The sequence below is a fragment of the Streptococcus sp. 27098_8_109 genome, assembly GCF_041432295.1.
Classification (GTDB): Bacteria; Bacillota; Bacilli; order Lactobacillales; family Streptococcaceae; genus Streptococcus.
Genome location: NZ_JAPVZJ010000020.1, coordinates 1 through 16624, shown reverse-complemented (window position 1 = coordinate 16624; position 16624 = coordinate 1). Strand labels below are relative to the sequence as shown.

Here is a 16624-nt window from a genome sequence, read left to right as displayed (position 1 = left end):
AGATAGAACCATCGAATCTAGTAAAACTAGATTTAAAATTGTGGTATAATAAGAGGAGGAAATGGATGATTTTAAGACATCCGGGCATCAGCCCGACCAACGATTTGGTTGCTAAGAAAATCTTTAGCAATCCAGAAATCACTTGTCAATTTATTCGCGATATGTTAGACTTGCCAGCCAAAAATGTAACTATTTTGGAAGGAAGTAACATTCACGTCTTACCCACTACACCGTACTCGGCTCAGGATTTCTATACCAGTATAGACGTTTTAGCTGAACTAGATAATGGAACTCAAGTAATCATTGAGATTCAGGTGCATCATCAGAATTTTTTCATTAATCGTTTATGGGCTTATCTGTGTAGTCAGGTCAATCAAAATCTTGAAAAAATTCGTCAACGTGAAGGTGATACACACCAGAGTTACAAGCATATCGCTCCTGTCTACGCCATTGCAATTGTGGACAGCAACTACTTTCAGGATGATTTAGCCTTTCACAGTTTTAGTATGCGAGAGGATACGACAGGTGAGGTTTTGACAATTACAAACAACAGTCAGGAAAACCATCTAGTCAAGATGGCGTTCTTAGAACTAAAAAAATACAGAGAAACCAGCAAGGATAGCGTTCGCAAACCGTGGTTGGAGTTTTTTGGGAATAAACCCTTTACCCAACAACCCGAGCGAGCCATCAGCCAGGCAGACCAACTGCTAGACTATAAAAGCTGGTCCGAGGAGGACAGGAAAATGTTTAGTCAACTACGTATGCGTGAAGAACAAGCCTTGTTAGCACAGGACTATGCTTTGGAAACTGCTAGGGAGGAAGGGAAATTTTTTGCCTTCCTAGATATGGTCCACCAAGGTCTTCTGACTTCTGAGGTTGCCAGCCAGCAGTTAGGTATAACTGTCGCTGAGTTTGAAGAACTATTGAAAGAGCATCACAAATAAGAACTAAGAAAATACAGAAAAACCAGCAAGGATAAGGTTCGCAAGCCATGGTTGGAGTTTTTCGGTAATAAACCCTTTACCCAACAACCCGAGCGAGCTATCAGCCAGGCAGACCAACTGCTAGACTACAAGAGCTGGTCCGAGGAGGACAGGAAAATGTTTAGTGAACAACGCAGACGCGAAGAACAAGCATTATTGGCTCATGATTATGCCTTGGAAACTGCTAGGGTGGAAGGGATTGAAGAGGGATTAAAAGTAGGTTTAGTAAATCTAGTACGTCAAGGTCTTCTAACACCTGAGGTTGCAAGTCAGCAGCTGGGAATGAGCGTCTTTGAATTTGAGACACTGTTATAAAACCATCATGATAATGCATTTTTGGAACTAAAAAAATACAGAGAAACCAGCAAAGACGAGGTTCGCAAACCGTAATTGGAATTTTTTGTAAATCAGTAAGTCAATGACAGATTTTTTCCGTGATAAAGGGAAGAATCTGTTTTTTTTATTTACTAGATGTTCGCTCTAAAACCTAAGATAGCTTACCCTTTTACTCATGTTTTTTGATTTATTTGAAGTATAACCTGATTAAATTCCTATTTTTCCCTATCATTGCCCCTGTTTTTTCTGGAGTTTTGGGGCTATAATAGTCCTATCAAATCAAAGAATGGAGGAAGGCAATGGATAATATTATCTTTTTTATCAGTGTTTTTCTTGCTGGAATTCTTTCCTTCTTTTCTCCTTGTATCTTACCCTTGTTACCGGTCTATGCAGGGGTCTTGTTGGATGATAGAGATGGTGCTCAGGTTTCTAGCGGCAGATTTTCAATCTCAATTGTTAGTTTATTGAGAACTCTAGCTTTCATAGCGGGGATTTCCTTTATCTTTATCCTACTGGGTTATGGAGCTGGCTTTTTAGGAGACCTGTTGTATGCCTCTTGGTTTCAGTATGTGACGGGTGCGGTCATCATTCTCTTGGGCTTGCATCAGATGGAAGTCTTACATTTTCAGGGACTCTACAAGGAAAGAAGGCTACAATTACAGAGACAGGGGCAAAAGGGTAAGGGTCATAGTCAGGCATTTTTACTGGGGTTGACCTTCAGTTTTGCTTGGACGCCATGTGTAGGACCGGTTCTGGGCTCTGTTTTAGCCTTGGCGGCTTCAGGTGGTTCAGGTGCTTGGCAGGGAGCTGGTCTCATGTTTATTTACACGCTGGGTTTGGCGCTACCATTTTTGGTTTTAGCTCTAGCCTCCAGCTATGTTTTGAAACATTTCCGAAAGCTCCATCCTTATCTCGGAACCTTCAAAAAAGTGGGTGGTTTCCTCATTATCGTGATGGGAATCTTGGTGCTTTTGGGAAATGCTTCCATTTTGACTACATTATTTGAATAGAGAGGAAGAAGAAATGAAAAAATGGCAAACATGTCTCCTTGGAGTAGGCTCAATCTGTTGTTTAGCAGCCTGTTCGACTAAAAATATGTCAGACGAAGCTACTATGAAGGAGCAAACCAAAACAGAACAAGTTAGTTCGAAAACTGCGACTAAAGGTCAGGCGGTTGCTGATTTTGAACTGACGGGAGTAGATGGCAAGACCTATCGCTTGTCTGATTACAAGGGCAAGAAAGTCTATCTTAAATTCTGGGCTTCTTGGTGTTCCATCTGTCTGGCTAGCCTTCCAGATACGGATGAAATTGCTAAGGATGCTGGTGATGATTATGTTGTCTTGACAGTAGTGTCACCTGGACACAAGGGGGAACAAGCAGAAGCAGACTTTAAGAACTGGTACAAGGGTTTGGATTATAAAAACTTCCCAGTTCTAATTGACCCATCAGGTAAACTTTTGGAAAGTTATGGTGTCCGTTCTTACCCAACTCAAGCCTTTATAGACAAGGAAGGAAAGCTGGTCAAAACTCAACCTGGTTTTATGGATAAGGATATGATTTTAAAAACATTGAAAGAAATGGGGTAGAGAAAGGTCATGAATGATAAAGTAAAATTGTTTGTCTTGGCAGGGATTTTTTTCCTAGCCATAACCGGTTTCTATTTTCTATTGATGCGAAATGCAGGGCAGACAGATAGCTCGCAAATTGAGAAAGCGGCAGTTAGCCAAGGAGGAAAAACAGTGAAAAAAACAGAAGTGAGTAAAGATGCAGACTTGCACGAAATTTATCTAGCTGGAGGATGTTTCTGGGGAGTGGAGGAATACTTCTCACGCGTTCCCGGTGTGACAGATGCCGTTTCAGGCTATGCAAATGGTAGAGGGGAAACAACTAAGTACGAATTGATCAACCAAACAGGGCATGCAGAAACTGTCCATGTCACCTATGATGCTAATCAAATTTCCCTCAAGGAAATTCTGCTTCATTATTTCCGCATTATTAATCCAACTAGCAAAAATAAACAAGGAAATGATGTGGGAACCCAGTACCGTACTGGTGTTTATTACACAGATGACAAGGATTTAGAGGTGATTAACCAAGTCTTTGATGAGGTGGCTAAGAAATACGACCAACCTCTAGCAGTTGAAAAGGAAACCTTGAAGAATTTTGTCGTGGCAGAGGATTACCACCAAGACTATCTCAAGAAAAATCCAAATGGCTACTGCCATATCAATGTCAATCAGGCAGCCTATCCCGTCATCGATGCTAGCAAATATCCCAAACCAAGTGATGAAGAATTGAAAAAGAACTTGTCACCTGAGGAGTATGCAGTTACCCAGAAAAATCAAACAGAACGAGCTTTCTCAAACCGCTACTGGGATAAATTTGAATCTGGTATCTATGTGGATGTGGCAACTGGCGAACCCCTCTTTTCATCAAAGGACAAGTTTGAGTCTGGTTGCGGATGGCCTAGTTTCACTCAACCCATCAGCCCAGATGTTGCCACCTACAAGGAAGATAAGTCCTACAATATGACACGCATGGAAGTGCGGAGCCGAGTTGGAGATTCTCACCTTGGCCATGTCTTTACGGACGGCCCACAGGACAAGGGTGGCTTGCGCTACTGTATTAATAGTCTCTCTATCCGCTTTATTCCCAAAGACCAAATGGAAGAAAAAGGCTATGCTTATTTACTAGATTATGTCGATTAAGAGGGCTTTCCTAAGCAGTTAGAGGAGAATTTTGCTATACTGATACTAGTAAGTGACAAAGGAGAGAAGCATGACCTACACAATCTTAATCGTAGAAGATGAATATCTGGTGAGACAAGGCTTGACAAAGCTGGTCAATGTAGCAGCCTACGATATGGAAATCATCGGTCAAGCTGAAAATGGAAGACAGGCTTGGGAATTGATACAAAAGCAGGTGCCAGATATCATTTTAACCGATATCAACATGCCTCAGCTAAATGGCATCCAGTTAGCCAGTCTGGTCCGAGAAACCTACCCTCAGGTGCATCTAGTTTTTTTGACAGGATACGATGATTTTGATTATGCCTTGTCTGCTGTCAAACTCGGTGTGGATGACTACCTGCTCAAGCCCTTTTCTCGTCAGGATATTGAGGAAATGTTGGGGAAAATCAAGCAAAAACTAGATAAGGAAGAGAAAGAAGAGCAGTTACAAGATTTACTGACTGAAAAGTTTGAAGGAAACATAGCCCAAAAAATCCAGTCCCATCTGGCTGATAGCCAGTTTAGTTTAAAGTCTTTGGCCAGTGACTTGGGCTTTAGTCCGACTTATCTGAGTTCTTTGATTAAGAAAGAATTGGGCCTGCCTTTTCAGGATTATCTGGTGAGAGAGCGTGTCAAACAAGCCAAGCTCTTGCTTTTAACTACAGATCTGAAGATTTATGAGATAGCCGAAAAGGTTGGTTTTGAAGATATGAACTATTTTACCCAACGTTTTAAACAGATTGCAGGTGTGACCCCTCGTCAGTTTAAGAAGGGGGAAGGTCGATGAAACGTTCTTCTCTCCTAGTCAGAATGGTTATTTCCATCTTTCTGGTCTTTCTCATTCTCCTAGCTCTGGTTGGGACTTTCTACTATCAATCTAGTTCATCAGCCATTGAGGCTAGCATTGAGGGCAATAGCCAGACGACTATCAGCCAAACTAGCCACTTTATCCAGTCTTATATCAAAAAATTAGAAACCACCTCGACTAGTTTGACCCAGCAGGCAGATGTTCTATCCTATGCTGAGAATCCTAACCAAGACCAAGTCAAGGGAATCCGAGATCTGTTTTTGACTATCTTAAAGGCAGACCAGGACTTGAAAACGGTGGTACTGGTAACCAAATCCGGTCAGGTCATTTCTACAGATGACATTGTGCAGATGAAAACTTCCTCTGATATGATGACTGAAGATTGGTACCAAAAGGCCATTCATCAGGGAGCTAAACCAGTTTTAACTCCAGCTCGTAAATCAGATAGTCAGTGGGTCATTTCTGTCACTCAAGAACTTCTTGATGCAAAGGGAGCCAATCTGGGTGTGCTTCGTTTGGATATTTCTTATGAAACTCTGGAAGCTTATCTTAACCAACTTCAGTTGGGTCAGCAGGGTTTTGCCTTTATCATCAATGAAAACCATGAATTTGTTTATCATCCTCAACATACAGTTTATAGTTCGTCTAGCGAAATGGAGGCCATGAAACCTTACATTGAGACAGGGCAGGGCTATACTCCAGATCACAAATCCTACGTCAGTCAGGAAAGGATTGCTGGAACTGATTGGACGGTGCTTGGCGTGTCTTCGTTGGAGAAGTTAGACCAGGTTCGGAGTCAACTCATGTGGACCTTGCTTGGGGCTAGTGTCACATCTCTTCTTGCCTGTCTCTGCTTGGTGTGGTTCAGTCTTAAACGCTGGATTGCTCCTTTGAAGGATTTGAGAGAAACCATGCTGGAAATTGCTTCTGGTGGTCAGAATCTTCGTGCCAAGGAAGCTGGTGCCTATGAACTGAGAGAAGTGTCTCGTCAGTTCAATGCCATGTTGGATCAGATTGATCAGCTGATGGCTGATATTCGCAGGCAGGAAGAAACGACCCGTCAGTACCAACTTCAAGCTCTATCGAGCCAGATTAATCCGCATTTCCTCTATAACACCTTGGACACAATCATCTGGATGGCTGAATTTCAGGATAGTCAGCGAGTGGTTCAGGTGACCAAATCCTTGGCAACCTACTTTCGCTTAGCACTCAATCGGGGCAAGGACTTGATTTGTCTCTCTGACGAAATCAATCATGTTCGCCAGTATCTCTTTATCCAGAAACAACGCTATGGAGATAAGCTGGAATATGAGATTGATGAAAATCCTGCCTTTGATAAGCTAGTCTTGCCCAAGCTGGTCCTACAACCCTTAGTAGAGAATGCCCTGTACCATGGCATTAAGGAAAAGGAAGGTCAAGGACATATTAGAGTTTCTGTCCAGAAACAGGAGACAGGACTAGTCATCCGCATTGAGGATGATGGAGTTGGCTTCCAAGATGCTGGCGATAGTAGTCAAAGTCAACTCAAACGTGGGGGAGTTGGTCTTCAAAATGTTGATCAGCGGCTCAAACTTCATTTTGGAGAAGATTACCAAATGAAGTTTGATTCTATTCCCTCAAAAGGGACGACAGTTGAAATATACATAAATAGAATAGAAACTAGCTAACTCCCAGTCAATTCTGGGAGTTTTATGCGTAATTGAGCAAGCTTTCTAGGTTGTCTATCTTGCTAAAACGTAGAAAAAACGATATGATAGATAATGACAAAAGAGGTATCAAGTATGAAGGAAAAAGACATTCAAAGAGAAACAAGCCAGATTGTAAACGATGTATTAGAAAAGGCCAATTTGAAACAAGAATCTATCTTTGTTTTAGGCCTTTCTTCTAGTGAAGTGATAGGTGGTCAGATTGGCAAGGAATCTAGCCAAGAAATTGGGGAAATCATCGTGAAGACCATCCTAGATATCCTAGAGGAAAAAGGAATTCATCTAGCTGTTCAAGGTTGTGAACATGTCAATCGGGCCCTCGTCGTTGAACGTCAGGTGGCAGAGCAGTTTGGTCTGGAAATCGTCAGTGTCCTTCCTACCCTTCATGCAGGAGGGTCAGGTCAGTTGGCAGCCTTCAAGTTTATGCAAGATCCAGTTGAGGTTGAATTTATCAAGGCTCATGCTGGATTGGATATCGGAGACACTGCAATTGGTATGCATGTCAAGCATGTTCAGGTTCCGATTCGCCCTCTTTTGAGAGAAATTGGGCATGCCCATGTAACGGCTCTTGCTAGCCGTCCAAAATTAATTGGAGGTGCGCGTGCGCATTATCCACAAGATTCTATCAGAAAGTCGTGAGAATGAAAAAAACAAAACAACAACTAGAAAAAATCACCAAATATTCGATTCGTAAGCTAACTGTTGGGGTAGGTCCTGTAGCAATCGGGGCCTTCCTTTTTGGTGCTAGTACTCTTTCAGTAGATAAGGTACAAGCCAATGAAGTTGGTGGAGCTCATAGCGTTCATTACCGTTATTTGGCGGAGCAGGAATTGACTGAGTCTGAAAAAGCCCTGATTCATCATGAGGTTCCAACAGAATTTCAAGATGAAGATATTCTTTATGTAGTTTATCGTAAGAAGGCAACTACCAGTCAACAACTTCCTTATACAGGAAGTAAGGAACTAGCTTTGGCAGGTCTTGGCTTGGCAACGGCTTCTCTAGCAGTCTTTTTGGTGTCCAAAAAAGGTCGTAGAGAAGTTCTAGGTGTTCTCTTGATTGGTTCTTTAGGAGCCAGCACCTTTGTACCTTATGGGACATTCGCATTTGAAAATAAAGAATTGCTTTCTTATAACCAAACTATTTCAGCCTCTACACATGAAGGCTTGGCTGAAGGGATCATCCACATTGATGGCTATGAGTACATTGGCTACTTCAAGGAAGCAGAACTCCATCTATCAAGACCAGCTTCAGCTGAACAGCCTCAGTTACCAGTAGAAAAGCAAAGTGTAAATGAAATCGAGAAAACAGAAGTCGTTCAAGAAAGACCTGCTGTCACTCCTGAAACTGTCGTCGAGAAACCTGTAGTAGAGAATCCAGTTGCTTCTGCTATTGAAGAAAAACCAGTTTCTGAGAAGCCTCAGACAAGACAGGAAGAGAGCTTGGTGGAGATTCCGTTTGAAACAGTCACAAATCCAGATGCGAATCTAGCAGAAGGACAGACTCGTATCGTCGCAGCTGGAGTAAATGGTCAGCGTCGCCTTGTAAGCAAAGTTTCGATGGTCAACGGTCAAGAAGTTAGAGAAGTCATCCAAGACCAAGTAGTCCAAAATCCTGTGTCGCAAGTCATTGCAGTCGGAACGAAGAAAGAGGTGCAACCTGCCCCAACTCCAGTACCACAAGCTGAATCAACGCATCAAGTAGCAAAAGGAACTCAAGAGGAAGGCAAAGAAGGCCAAGTCTTAACACAACCAACCTTACCAGATGCTCCAGTTGAAACGAAGGGTACCCAAGAAGAAGGCAAAGCAGGTCAAGCTCTAACACAACCAGAACTTCCAGAGGCTCCAATAGAATCAAAAGGTACCCAAGAGGAAGGTAAAGAAGGCCAAGCCTTAACACAACCAACCTTACCAGAAGCTCCAATCGAAGTAAAAGGTACACAAGAGGAAGGTAAAGCAGGTCAAGCTCTTGTACAAGAACCGTTACCTGAGTACAAAGTAACTGAGGGAACCCTTGTTGAAACATCGACTACAGACCTAGACTACAAAACTGAAACGACTGAGGATCCAACCAAGTATACGGACGAAGAAACTGTCGTAAGAAATGGTGAAAAAGGTAGTCAAGTTACTAAAACAACTTATAAAACAGTAGAAGGTGTTAAAACTGACCAAGTTCTTTCAACTAGCACAGAAGTTACCAAGGAGCCTGTAAACCAACAGGTAAGTCGTGGGACAAAACCAATTGAAGGAACTCTTGTAGAAGAAAGTCTTGAAAAGATTCCATTTAAGGAAGTTGTTAAAGAAGATGATCAACTGAAAAAAGGCTTAGAAGTTGTCGCTCAAGAAGGAAAAGAAGGTCAGAAAAAAATCACCAAGACTTTTAATACCATTAAGGGAGTTAAAACAGAGGACGCTCCAAAAGTTACAGAGGAAATCCTTGAGGCACCTCAAGATAAAATTTTAAAACGTGGTACCAAGAGCTTTGAAAAACCAGTATTGACCATCACAGCAGTTGAATCTAAGGATTTGAAACGGACTTCAGATGTTAAGTATAGTCTAGAAAATCCAAGTAAGGCAGCCATTAAATCTATTACCTTAACTCTGAAAAAAGGTGATGAGATTGTCAAAACCTTGAATGTTTCACCAGATGACTTGACAACTACCCTGACAGATTTACAGTACTACAAGGATTATAAACTTGAAACGAAGATGGTTTATGACCGTGGTGAGGGTGATGAGGAAGAAGTTCTGAAGGAAGAACCGCTAAGAATTGACCTCAAAAAAGTTGAAATCAAAAACATCAAAGAAACAAGCTTGATGAGTGTGGACGCTGATGGTAACGAAACAGACACTAGTTTACTGACAGAAAAACCAGCTGATGTTGCTCCGCTTTATTTACGAGTGACTACTCATGACAATAAAATAACAAGACTGGCTGTTGATAAGATTGAAGAAGTAGAAAAAGACGGAAAAACTTTATACAAAGTCACTGCCAAAGCACCTGATTTGATTCAACGGAATGCTGATAACACACTGAGCGAAGAGTATGTTCATTACTTTGAAAAACAAAAAACACACGAAGGTGATGTATATTATAGCTTTGACGACCTTGTAAAAGCTATGCAAAAAGACCCGACTGGCACATTTAAGCTTGGTAGCAATATCAATGCTGCTAACGTTAAACCAGCAGGAAAATCTTATGTTACTAATGCTTTCAAAGGAACATTAACAAGCACTGACGGTAATAAATTTACCATTAGCAATATGAACAGACCTTTATTCGGTGATATTGTCGGTGGTACTGTTAAAGATTTACTACTTGAAAATGTAAATATCGACATGCCAGGGACTGATAGGATTGCGCCATTAGCGAATGTTATCAAAAATAATGCGACTGTAGAGAATATTAAAGTAACAGGTAACGTTATTGGTAATAATGATGTATCTGGGGTTATCAATAAAATTGATGGCAGTGGTACAGTTCGTAATGTTGCATTTATCGGTAAAGTACACGCTGCTGGAAATCGCGGTGGTTACTTAACAGGTATCGTCGGTGAAAACTGGAAAGGTATTGTAGAAAAAGCTTATGTTGATGCTGAAATCACAGGTAACAAAGCTAAGGCCGCTGGAATCGTATATTCATCTCAAAACGGTGGCAACAACAATACTTTAGGTAAAGAAGGTACTCTTCGAAACTCTGTAGCAAAAGGCTCTATTGAACTCAAAGAAGCCGTTATGTCTGGTGGACTGCTAGGGACTAACTGGGCACTAGGGGCTATAGAAGACAACATCACTATGATGAAAGTTAAGACTGGTGAAATGGTCTTTGGTCACTCTGATATTGATGCTGATGATTACTTTACATACTCTAGAACGAAGCGCAACTACAGTGTTGAGGGTGTAAGTGAAGGTAAAACAACTTATACTAATTCTAAAAAAATTCCTAGCATAACTAAAGAAAAAGCTGATGAATTAATTGCTAAAATGGGAATCACTGCTGATAAATTCGAAAGCACACTTCCTGTTGAAGATAAACTGAACAATATTGTAAGTAAAGCTAATCAATACAAAAATATTGATGACTACGATGCTTCTCGTGAGCTTGCTTACCGTAACATCGAAAAACTTCAGCCATTCTATAACAAAGAATGGATTGTCAACCAAGGGAACAAGCTTGCAGAAGGTTCAAACTTGTTAACTAAAGAAGTATTGTCTGTAACTGCAATGAAAGGAAATGACTTTGTCACAGACCTTACAGATGCTGACCATATTATGGTTCACTACGCAGATAAGACAAAAGAAATCTTTACAATTTCACCGAAAGAATCTAAAGTGAAACAAGTGAAAGAATACAGCGTGGCTGAATTGGGTGAAGTCGTTTATACACCAAACATGGTTGTTAAAGATCGTACAGATTTAATCAGCGCTATCGAAAGCAAGTTAAGTCCAGTAGAATTACAATCTGATCCGATTTACCAACACTTGGGTAGAACTGGTGGCAACAAAGTCAATGCAATTAAAGATTTGTACTTAGAAGAAAGCTTCAAGTATGTTAAAGATAATCTTAATAAATTCGTTACGAAGTTAGTTGAAAATGAAGATCACCAGCTTAACACTGATGAAGCTGTAAAACGTGCCTTGATTAAGAAAATCGATGACAATAAGGCCGCAGTTCTTCTTGGTTTGTCTTACCTCAACCGTTACTACGGAGTTAAATTCGATGACTTTAATATTAAAGAATTAATGCTATTCAAACCTGACTTCTATGGTAAGAATGTAAATGTGTTAGACTTCTTGATTAAGGTTGGTTCTAAAGAAAGTAACATTAAAGGTGATAGAACTTTAGAAGCTTATCGCGAAACGATCGGTGGAGTTATTGGTATAGGTGAGTTAAACAGTTTCTTAGACTATAATATGCGTCTATTCACAAGTGACACAGACTTAAACGATTGGTTCATAAAAGCTACTAAAGATAATGTATATATCGTTGAACCTAAAACAACAACTCCTGAATTTGCTGATAAGAAACACAGAGCATACGAAGGATTAAACAACGATGTTCACGGTAAGATGATTTTACCACTTCTTAACTTAAAAGATGCGCATATGTTCTTAATCTCAACATATAACACTATGGCATACAGTTCATTTGAGAAATACGGTAAGAATACTGAAGCCGAACGTGAAGCATTCAAAGCTGAAATCAATAAAGTTGCTAAAGGTCAACAAAATTACCTAGATTTCTGGTCTCGTCTATCATTGGATAAAGTTCGCAACCAGCTGCTTAAGAGCAATAACATGGTGCCAACACCAGTACTTGATAACCAAAACTATAAAGGAATCAGCACAGATAAATATGGATATACGAATAGTGGTAAGGATGTAGCGCCTATCCGTGAATTATACGGGCCAACAGGTCGTTATCATGCAACTGACTGGCGTATGGGAGCTGTAGCTCGTATTTACGGTAACCCTTATAAGGATGATTCAGTCTTCTTCATGGTTACTGATATGATTAGTGACTTTGGTATCTCAGCCTTCACTCACGAAACGACTCACGTAAATGACCGCATGGTTTACTTAGGTGGTTCTAGACACCGTGAAGGTACTGACCTAGAGGCATTTGCACAAGGTATGTTACAATCACCTGCTGAAACAAGTCCAAACGGTGACTTTAAAGCACTGGGATTAAACATGGCATACGAACATCCAAACGATGGAAACCAATGGTACAACACAAATCCAAACGACCTTGCATCTCGTGCAGAAATCGATCATTACATGAAAGGTTTCAATGATACGCTTATGCTTCTTGATTACCTTGAAGGAGAAGCTGTAATTGATAAAGGCAGTAAAGAACTAAACAACGCTTGGTTCAAGAAAGTAGATAAGCAACTTCGTGGAGCTAATACGAAGAACCAATACGACAACGTTAGAGATTTAAATGCAGAAGAAAAAGAATATAATTTAACATCTGTTAACGACTTAGTAGAGAAAAACTTCATGACCAAGCACGGTCCTGGTAATGGTCAGTATGATCCAACTGGATTTGGCTCTGCCTATGTAACTGTGCCTATCACTGCTGGTATCTATGGTGGTAATACGAGTGAAGGAGCTCCAGGAGCAATGTCATTCAAACATAACACCTTCCGTATGTGGGGTTACTTTGGATATGAAAAAGGCTTCCTAAATTATGCTTCTAACATGCTGAAAAATGAGTCTAAACAAGCAGGTCATGCTACTCTAGGAGATGACTTCATCATTAAGAAAGTTTCTGATGGTAAATTTAATACTCTAGAAGATTGGAAGAAAGAATACTTCAAAGAAGTTGTTGATAAAGCGAAAGCAGGATTTAACCCAGTTACAATTGACGGCACTACATATAGTAGTTACGATGACTTGAAGAATGCATTTGCTGCAGCTGTTGATAAAGATAAAGCTACTCTTAAAAATGGCTCAGTTAAATTTGATAATACCGTATCACTTAAAGAGAAAATCTTCAAGAAACTTCTTCAACAAACAAATAGCTTTAAAACTTCAATCTTTAAATAATTTTGTTAGTCCTGAAGGGACTGACTTAATCTCAAAAAGGAGAGGCAAGTATGTCTTCTCCTTTTTATTTATGTAGTGATTGACTGTTCATTTACAAGCATAATTATTGAATATATTTATAACTAAAATACTAGAAAATAGATTTTCAAAAAGTAAATGAAATGTCAGGCAGGGCTTTGTTTTATGGATTCTGTTCTAGTTCAAACAACTTGCAAAAATAGCTTAAAAATTATAAAATTAAATATAAAGTAATTTGTAAATACGCATAAAGTTTAATATGATATAATGTGTATACAGATAAGAGAAAAGGAAATATTATAAATGAAGAACAAGCTTTCTGATAAGTCCCTTGAGAATCAGAGAAAAGAAAAAATCATGCGTTTCTCCATTCGTAAATATAGTTTTGGTGCAGCGAGTGTAGCGGTTGCTGCCTTTTTAATGTTTTTAGGAAATGGAGCAGTTGCAGCTGATCAATTGAAAGTAACTGAAGAGTCTTCTAGTAAAGTAGAGTTGGCTCAATTAGGTGGGGAGAAGGCTGAAAATCAGAGTGAGTCCAAAATCAGTGAGCCAAAAATTAGTAAACCAGAATTAGATAAAAGCCAACTTGCAAATTATATTGGTGAAATTGAAGGTAAGATTTCAAGTGGAGCCTACGCTAATAAGACAGAGGAAAGTGTAGCGAGTCTAGCTGCTGAATTGGCTAATGCCAAAGCAACTTTAGCGAACGCAAGCAGTCAAGAAGAATTGACGAGTGCCTATCAAAAACTGGTTGCTACAGTTAACTCAAAATTACGAAATAAGCTGGTTGAGAAAAAAGAAATTGTTTCAACAGATACAACTGAAGGTAAAGAAACAGTTGGTATCAAAGCTGATAATACTGAGAAACCATCAGAATCAAATGCGATTGAAAATACTGGTGCCAATGATCCACGTAATGGGAGTGAAATTGAAAAGGATACAACATTCCGTGCAGCTGTGAATCAAGATCCTAAGGTAGACTTTACATTCTCCATACCAGATGAGAAGAAAATCTATATCTATAACGAAGAGCATTTCTCATTAGAAATTCCTGTTTATTCTGAAACTGGAAAGATTCGTTATGCAACGATTAAGAAAGGATCTAGACAAAGATTCCCTAATGTTGCAGGTACAGATAATGACTTGGATGTTGAATTTGGATTTACTGCTAGGGTAATAAATCGTGCTGAAACGGCAGGGGTAACATCGGAGGCGAGTCAAGCAAATCCTGCGAAAATCGTTATTACAGGTCGTCCAAACGATATACTGAAAAAACACAGAGATTATACAAAACAAGAAAACCAAACACTTAACGTGGGTACTCGTTATATTCAGGTGGTTGATGATCAAGGTAGAGAGAATCTTAAAAAAGGTGATAGTATTGCAGACCCAGGGTATTTCTACTTAGTATTAAAAGCTCAATCTAAGAAATATTCATTAAGATCTCAACCTACAGATGAAAAGATTTCTGTAACTAGTTTGACAAATCCTACAGCAGAAGATTTAAAGAAAATCAAAGATAGTATTCAATTAGAATATTCAACAACAAACGAAGATGCACGATTTGCTGATAAACGTGGAACTTTAGTTGAACATCCTGAGGATGTTATCCAATCTGTTAATATCGTTGGGAATAATATCGTTGTGACATTTACAGATGGTTCTACGAAGACAAAACCAGTAAGTGAAATTGTACAAAAAAATGTTCCGCCGGTTGTTAATCTACCGTATTCAAACGAAGCGAACAGAAATATTTATATCTATTCTGGAGAAGAGACAGACCTAACATTTACTGCAACGGATGAGTCTAAGATTAAGGACCTAAAACTTCGTGGCCCTGGTGACATTAACTATAATAATGCAACTAGTTTTGGTTTAGCAGTAGGGAATATTGTTGATAGCGCAGTAACAAGCGGAGCGGGTTCTGTTTCTGAAGATAAGAAGACAGCAACCATTAAAATGACTGGAACAACGAATTTAACTGCTGGGAAAAAATGGACAAGTGTTATCGTTGCAAAAGATGACAACAATGGAGAAAGTGCACCTTTTAACGGAAGAATTAATGCAACTACTAATCCTGCAGAACGTCAAAAAATTGAAGGTTATGTTGAATTTGTTGTAAAAAATCAAACTACTAAATATGATATTAAGACTCCAGAAGGAACAGTTAGTGTAGTAGATCCAGCGAATGTTACGGCTGACGAATTTGAAAAAATTAAAGAAAAAGTAAAAATCGAATACTCTCAAACTAACGATGATGCTAATTTTACTAGCAAGAGAGGACAAGCTGTAGACAATCAAGCGACAAGAATTTCTACGATTACAAAAGATGCTAATGGAAATCTTGTTGTGACCTATAAAGATGGTTCAACTGATACAAAACCTTTATCAGAATTCACAAGTTTAAATAAACAACCTGCAATTGATGCGGTTAACAAGGCTGCTGAAGATAAAATTGCAGAGATTAATGCTAATACAAACGCAACTGCAGAAGAAAAAGCAGCTGCAATCGAAAAAGTTAATGCCGATAAGGCGAAAGCTTTAACAGCAATTAATGATAACTCGGTAACGACAAAAGCAGCATTAGATAATGCCAAAACATCTGGGACAACAGCGATTAGCAATGATAATCCTGTAGTAACGAAGAAAAATACGGCAAAAGCAGCTATTGACTCAGCTTTAAGAGCGAAAGAAGCAGCCATCGATGCGAATGACGACTTAACGACAGAAGAGAAGAATGCAGCAAAAGCAGATGCACAGGCAAAAGCGAATGCAGCAAAAACAGCAATCGATAATGCAACAACAAACGTAGCAGTGGACTCAGCCCAAACGGCAGGAACAACAAGTGTAAGTTCAGTAATGCCAACAGCGGTAGCGAAACCAGCGGCTAAGAAAGCAATCGAAGACGCGCTGAAAGCGAAAGTAGCACAACTTGATGCAAGAAATGATTTAACAACTGAAGAAAAAGAAGCAGCAAAAGCAGATGCACAAGCAAGAGCAACAGCGGCTAAAAATAATATTGATACTGCAACAACAAACTCAACAGTAGATAATGCGAAAACTACAGGCGTTGCTGATGTAGAAAGCGTTAATCCGCAAGCAAGCCAAAAGAAAACTGACGCAAAAAATGCAGTTGATGAAGCGTTAAAAGCAAAAGAAGCAGAGATTGATGCCAATAACGATTTGACTGCTGAAGAAAAATCCAAAGCTAAGGAAGACGCAAAATCCAAAGCAGATGTAGCAAAGCAAGCCATCGACAACGCGACAACAAACGATGCAGTAACTCAAGCTAAAAACGCTGGGGCAATATCAGTAGATTCGGTGACTCCAACGCCGGTAGCCAAACCAGCAGCGAAGCAAGCCATCGATGACGCATTAAAAGCTAAGAATGACGCAATTGATGCCAACAACGATTTGACAGACGAAGAAAAAGCAAAAGCTAAGGAAGACGCGAAAGCGAAAGCAGACGCGGCGAAGCAAGCAATCGACAACGCG

Annotated in this window: 9 protein-coding genes and 1 pseudogene; all 10 read left to right on the top strand. The window is 39.8% G+C overall.

Features of this window, described 5'->3' with window-relative positions; genetic code table 11:
- The first annotated feature begins 65 nt into the window (after positions 1–65).
- A complete protein-coding gene (locus tag O3664_RS07795; protein ID WP_371613863.1) occupies positions 66–944 on the top strand; it encodes an Rpn family recombination-promoting nuclease/putative transposase in 879 nt (292 codons plus the stop codon).
- Positions 945–1298, top strand: a pseudogene (locus O3664_RS07790) (hypothetical protein); the annotation flags it as partial.
- 320 nt (positions 1299–1618) lie between these two features.
- The gene (ccdA2, locus tag O3664_RS07785) at positions 1619–2329 is read left to right on the top strand and encodes a thiol-disulfide oxidoreductase-associated membrane protein CcdA2 (protein ID WP_031237167.1); all 711 of its coding nucleotides are present in this window, start codon (positions 1619–1621) and stop codon (positions 2327–2329) included.
- A gap of 13 nt (positions 2330–2342) precedes the next feature.
- Positions 2343–2906: a redoxin family protein gene (locus O3664_RS07780; RefSeq protein WP_371613862.1), complete on the top strand. Its 564-nt coding sequence runs from the start codon at positions 2343–2345 to the stop codon at positions 2904–2906.
- A 9-nt stretch (positions 2907–2915) separates the two neighbouring features.
- Positions 2916–4028, top strand: coding sequence for a peptide-methionine (R)-S-oxide reductase MsrB (msrB, locus tag O3664_RS07775; RefSeq protein WP_023947817.1), 1113 nt, complete (start codon positions 2916–2918; stop codon positions 4026–4028).
- Between the two features lie 70 nt (positions 4029–4098).
- On the top strand, positions 4099–4836 hold the full coding sequence (locus O3664_RS07770) for a response regulator transcription factor (RefSeq protein ID WP_023947816.1): 738 nt from the start codon (positions 4099–4101) through the stop codon (positions 4834–4836).
- A complete protein-coding gene (locus O3664_RS07765) occupies positions 4833–6524 on the top strand; it encodes a sensor histidine kinase (protein ID WP_371613861.1) in 1692 nt (563 codons plus the stop codon). Before O3664_RS07770 ends, O3664_RS07765 begins: the two co-directional genes overlap by 4 nt.
- Before the next feature lie 114 nt (positions 6525–6638).
- A complete protein-coding gene (locus tag O3664_RS07760) occupies positions 6639–7202 on the top strand; it encodes a TIGR01440 family protein (protein WP_031237165.1) in 564 nt (187 codons plus the stop codon).
- 2 nt (positions 7203–7204) lie between these two features.
- Positions 7205–13111 (top strand): ZmpA/ZmpB/ZmpC family metallo-endopeptidase, encoded by a 5907-nt coding sequence (locus tag O3664_RS07755; RefSeq protein WP_371613860.1) that lies wholly within the window; start codon positions 7205–7207, stop codon positions 13109–13111.
- 321 nt (positions 13112–13432) lie between these two features.
- On the top strand, positions 13433–16624 hold a 3192-nt coding region (locus tag O3664_RS07750; protein WP_371613859.1), incomplete at its 3' end, for a DUF1542 domain-containing protein.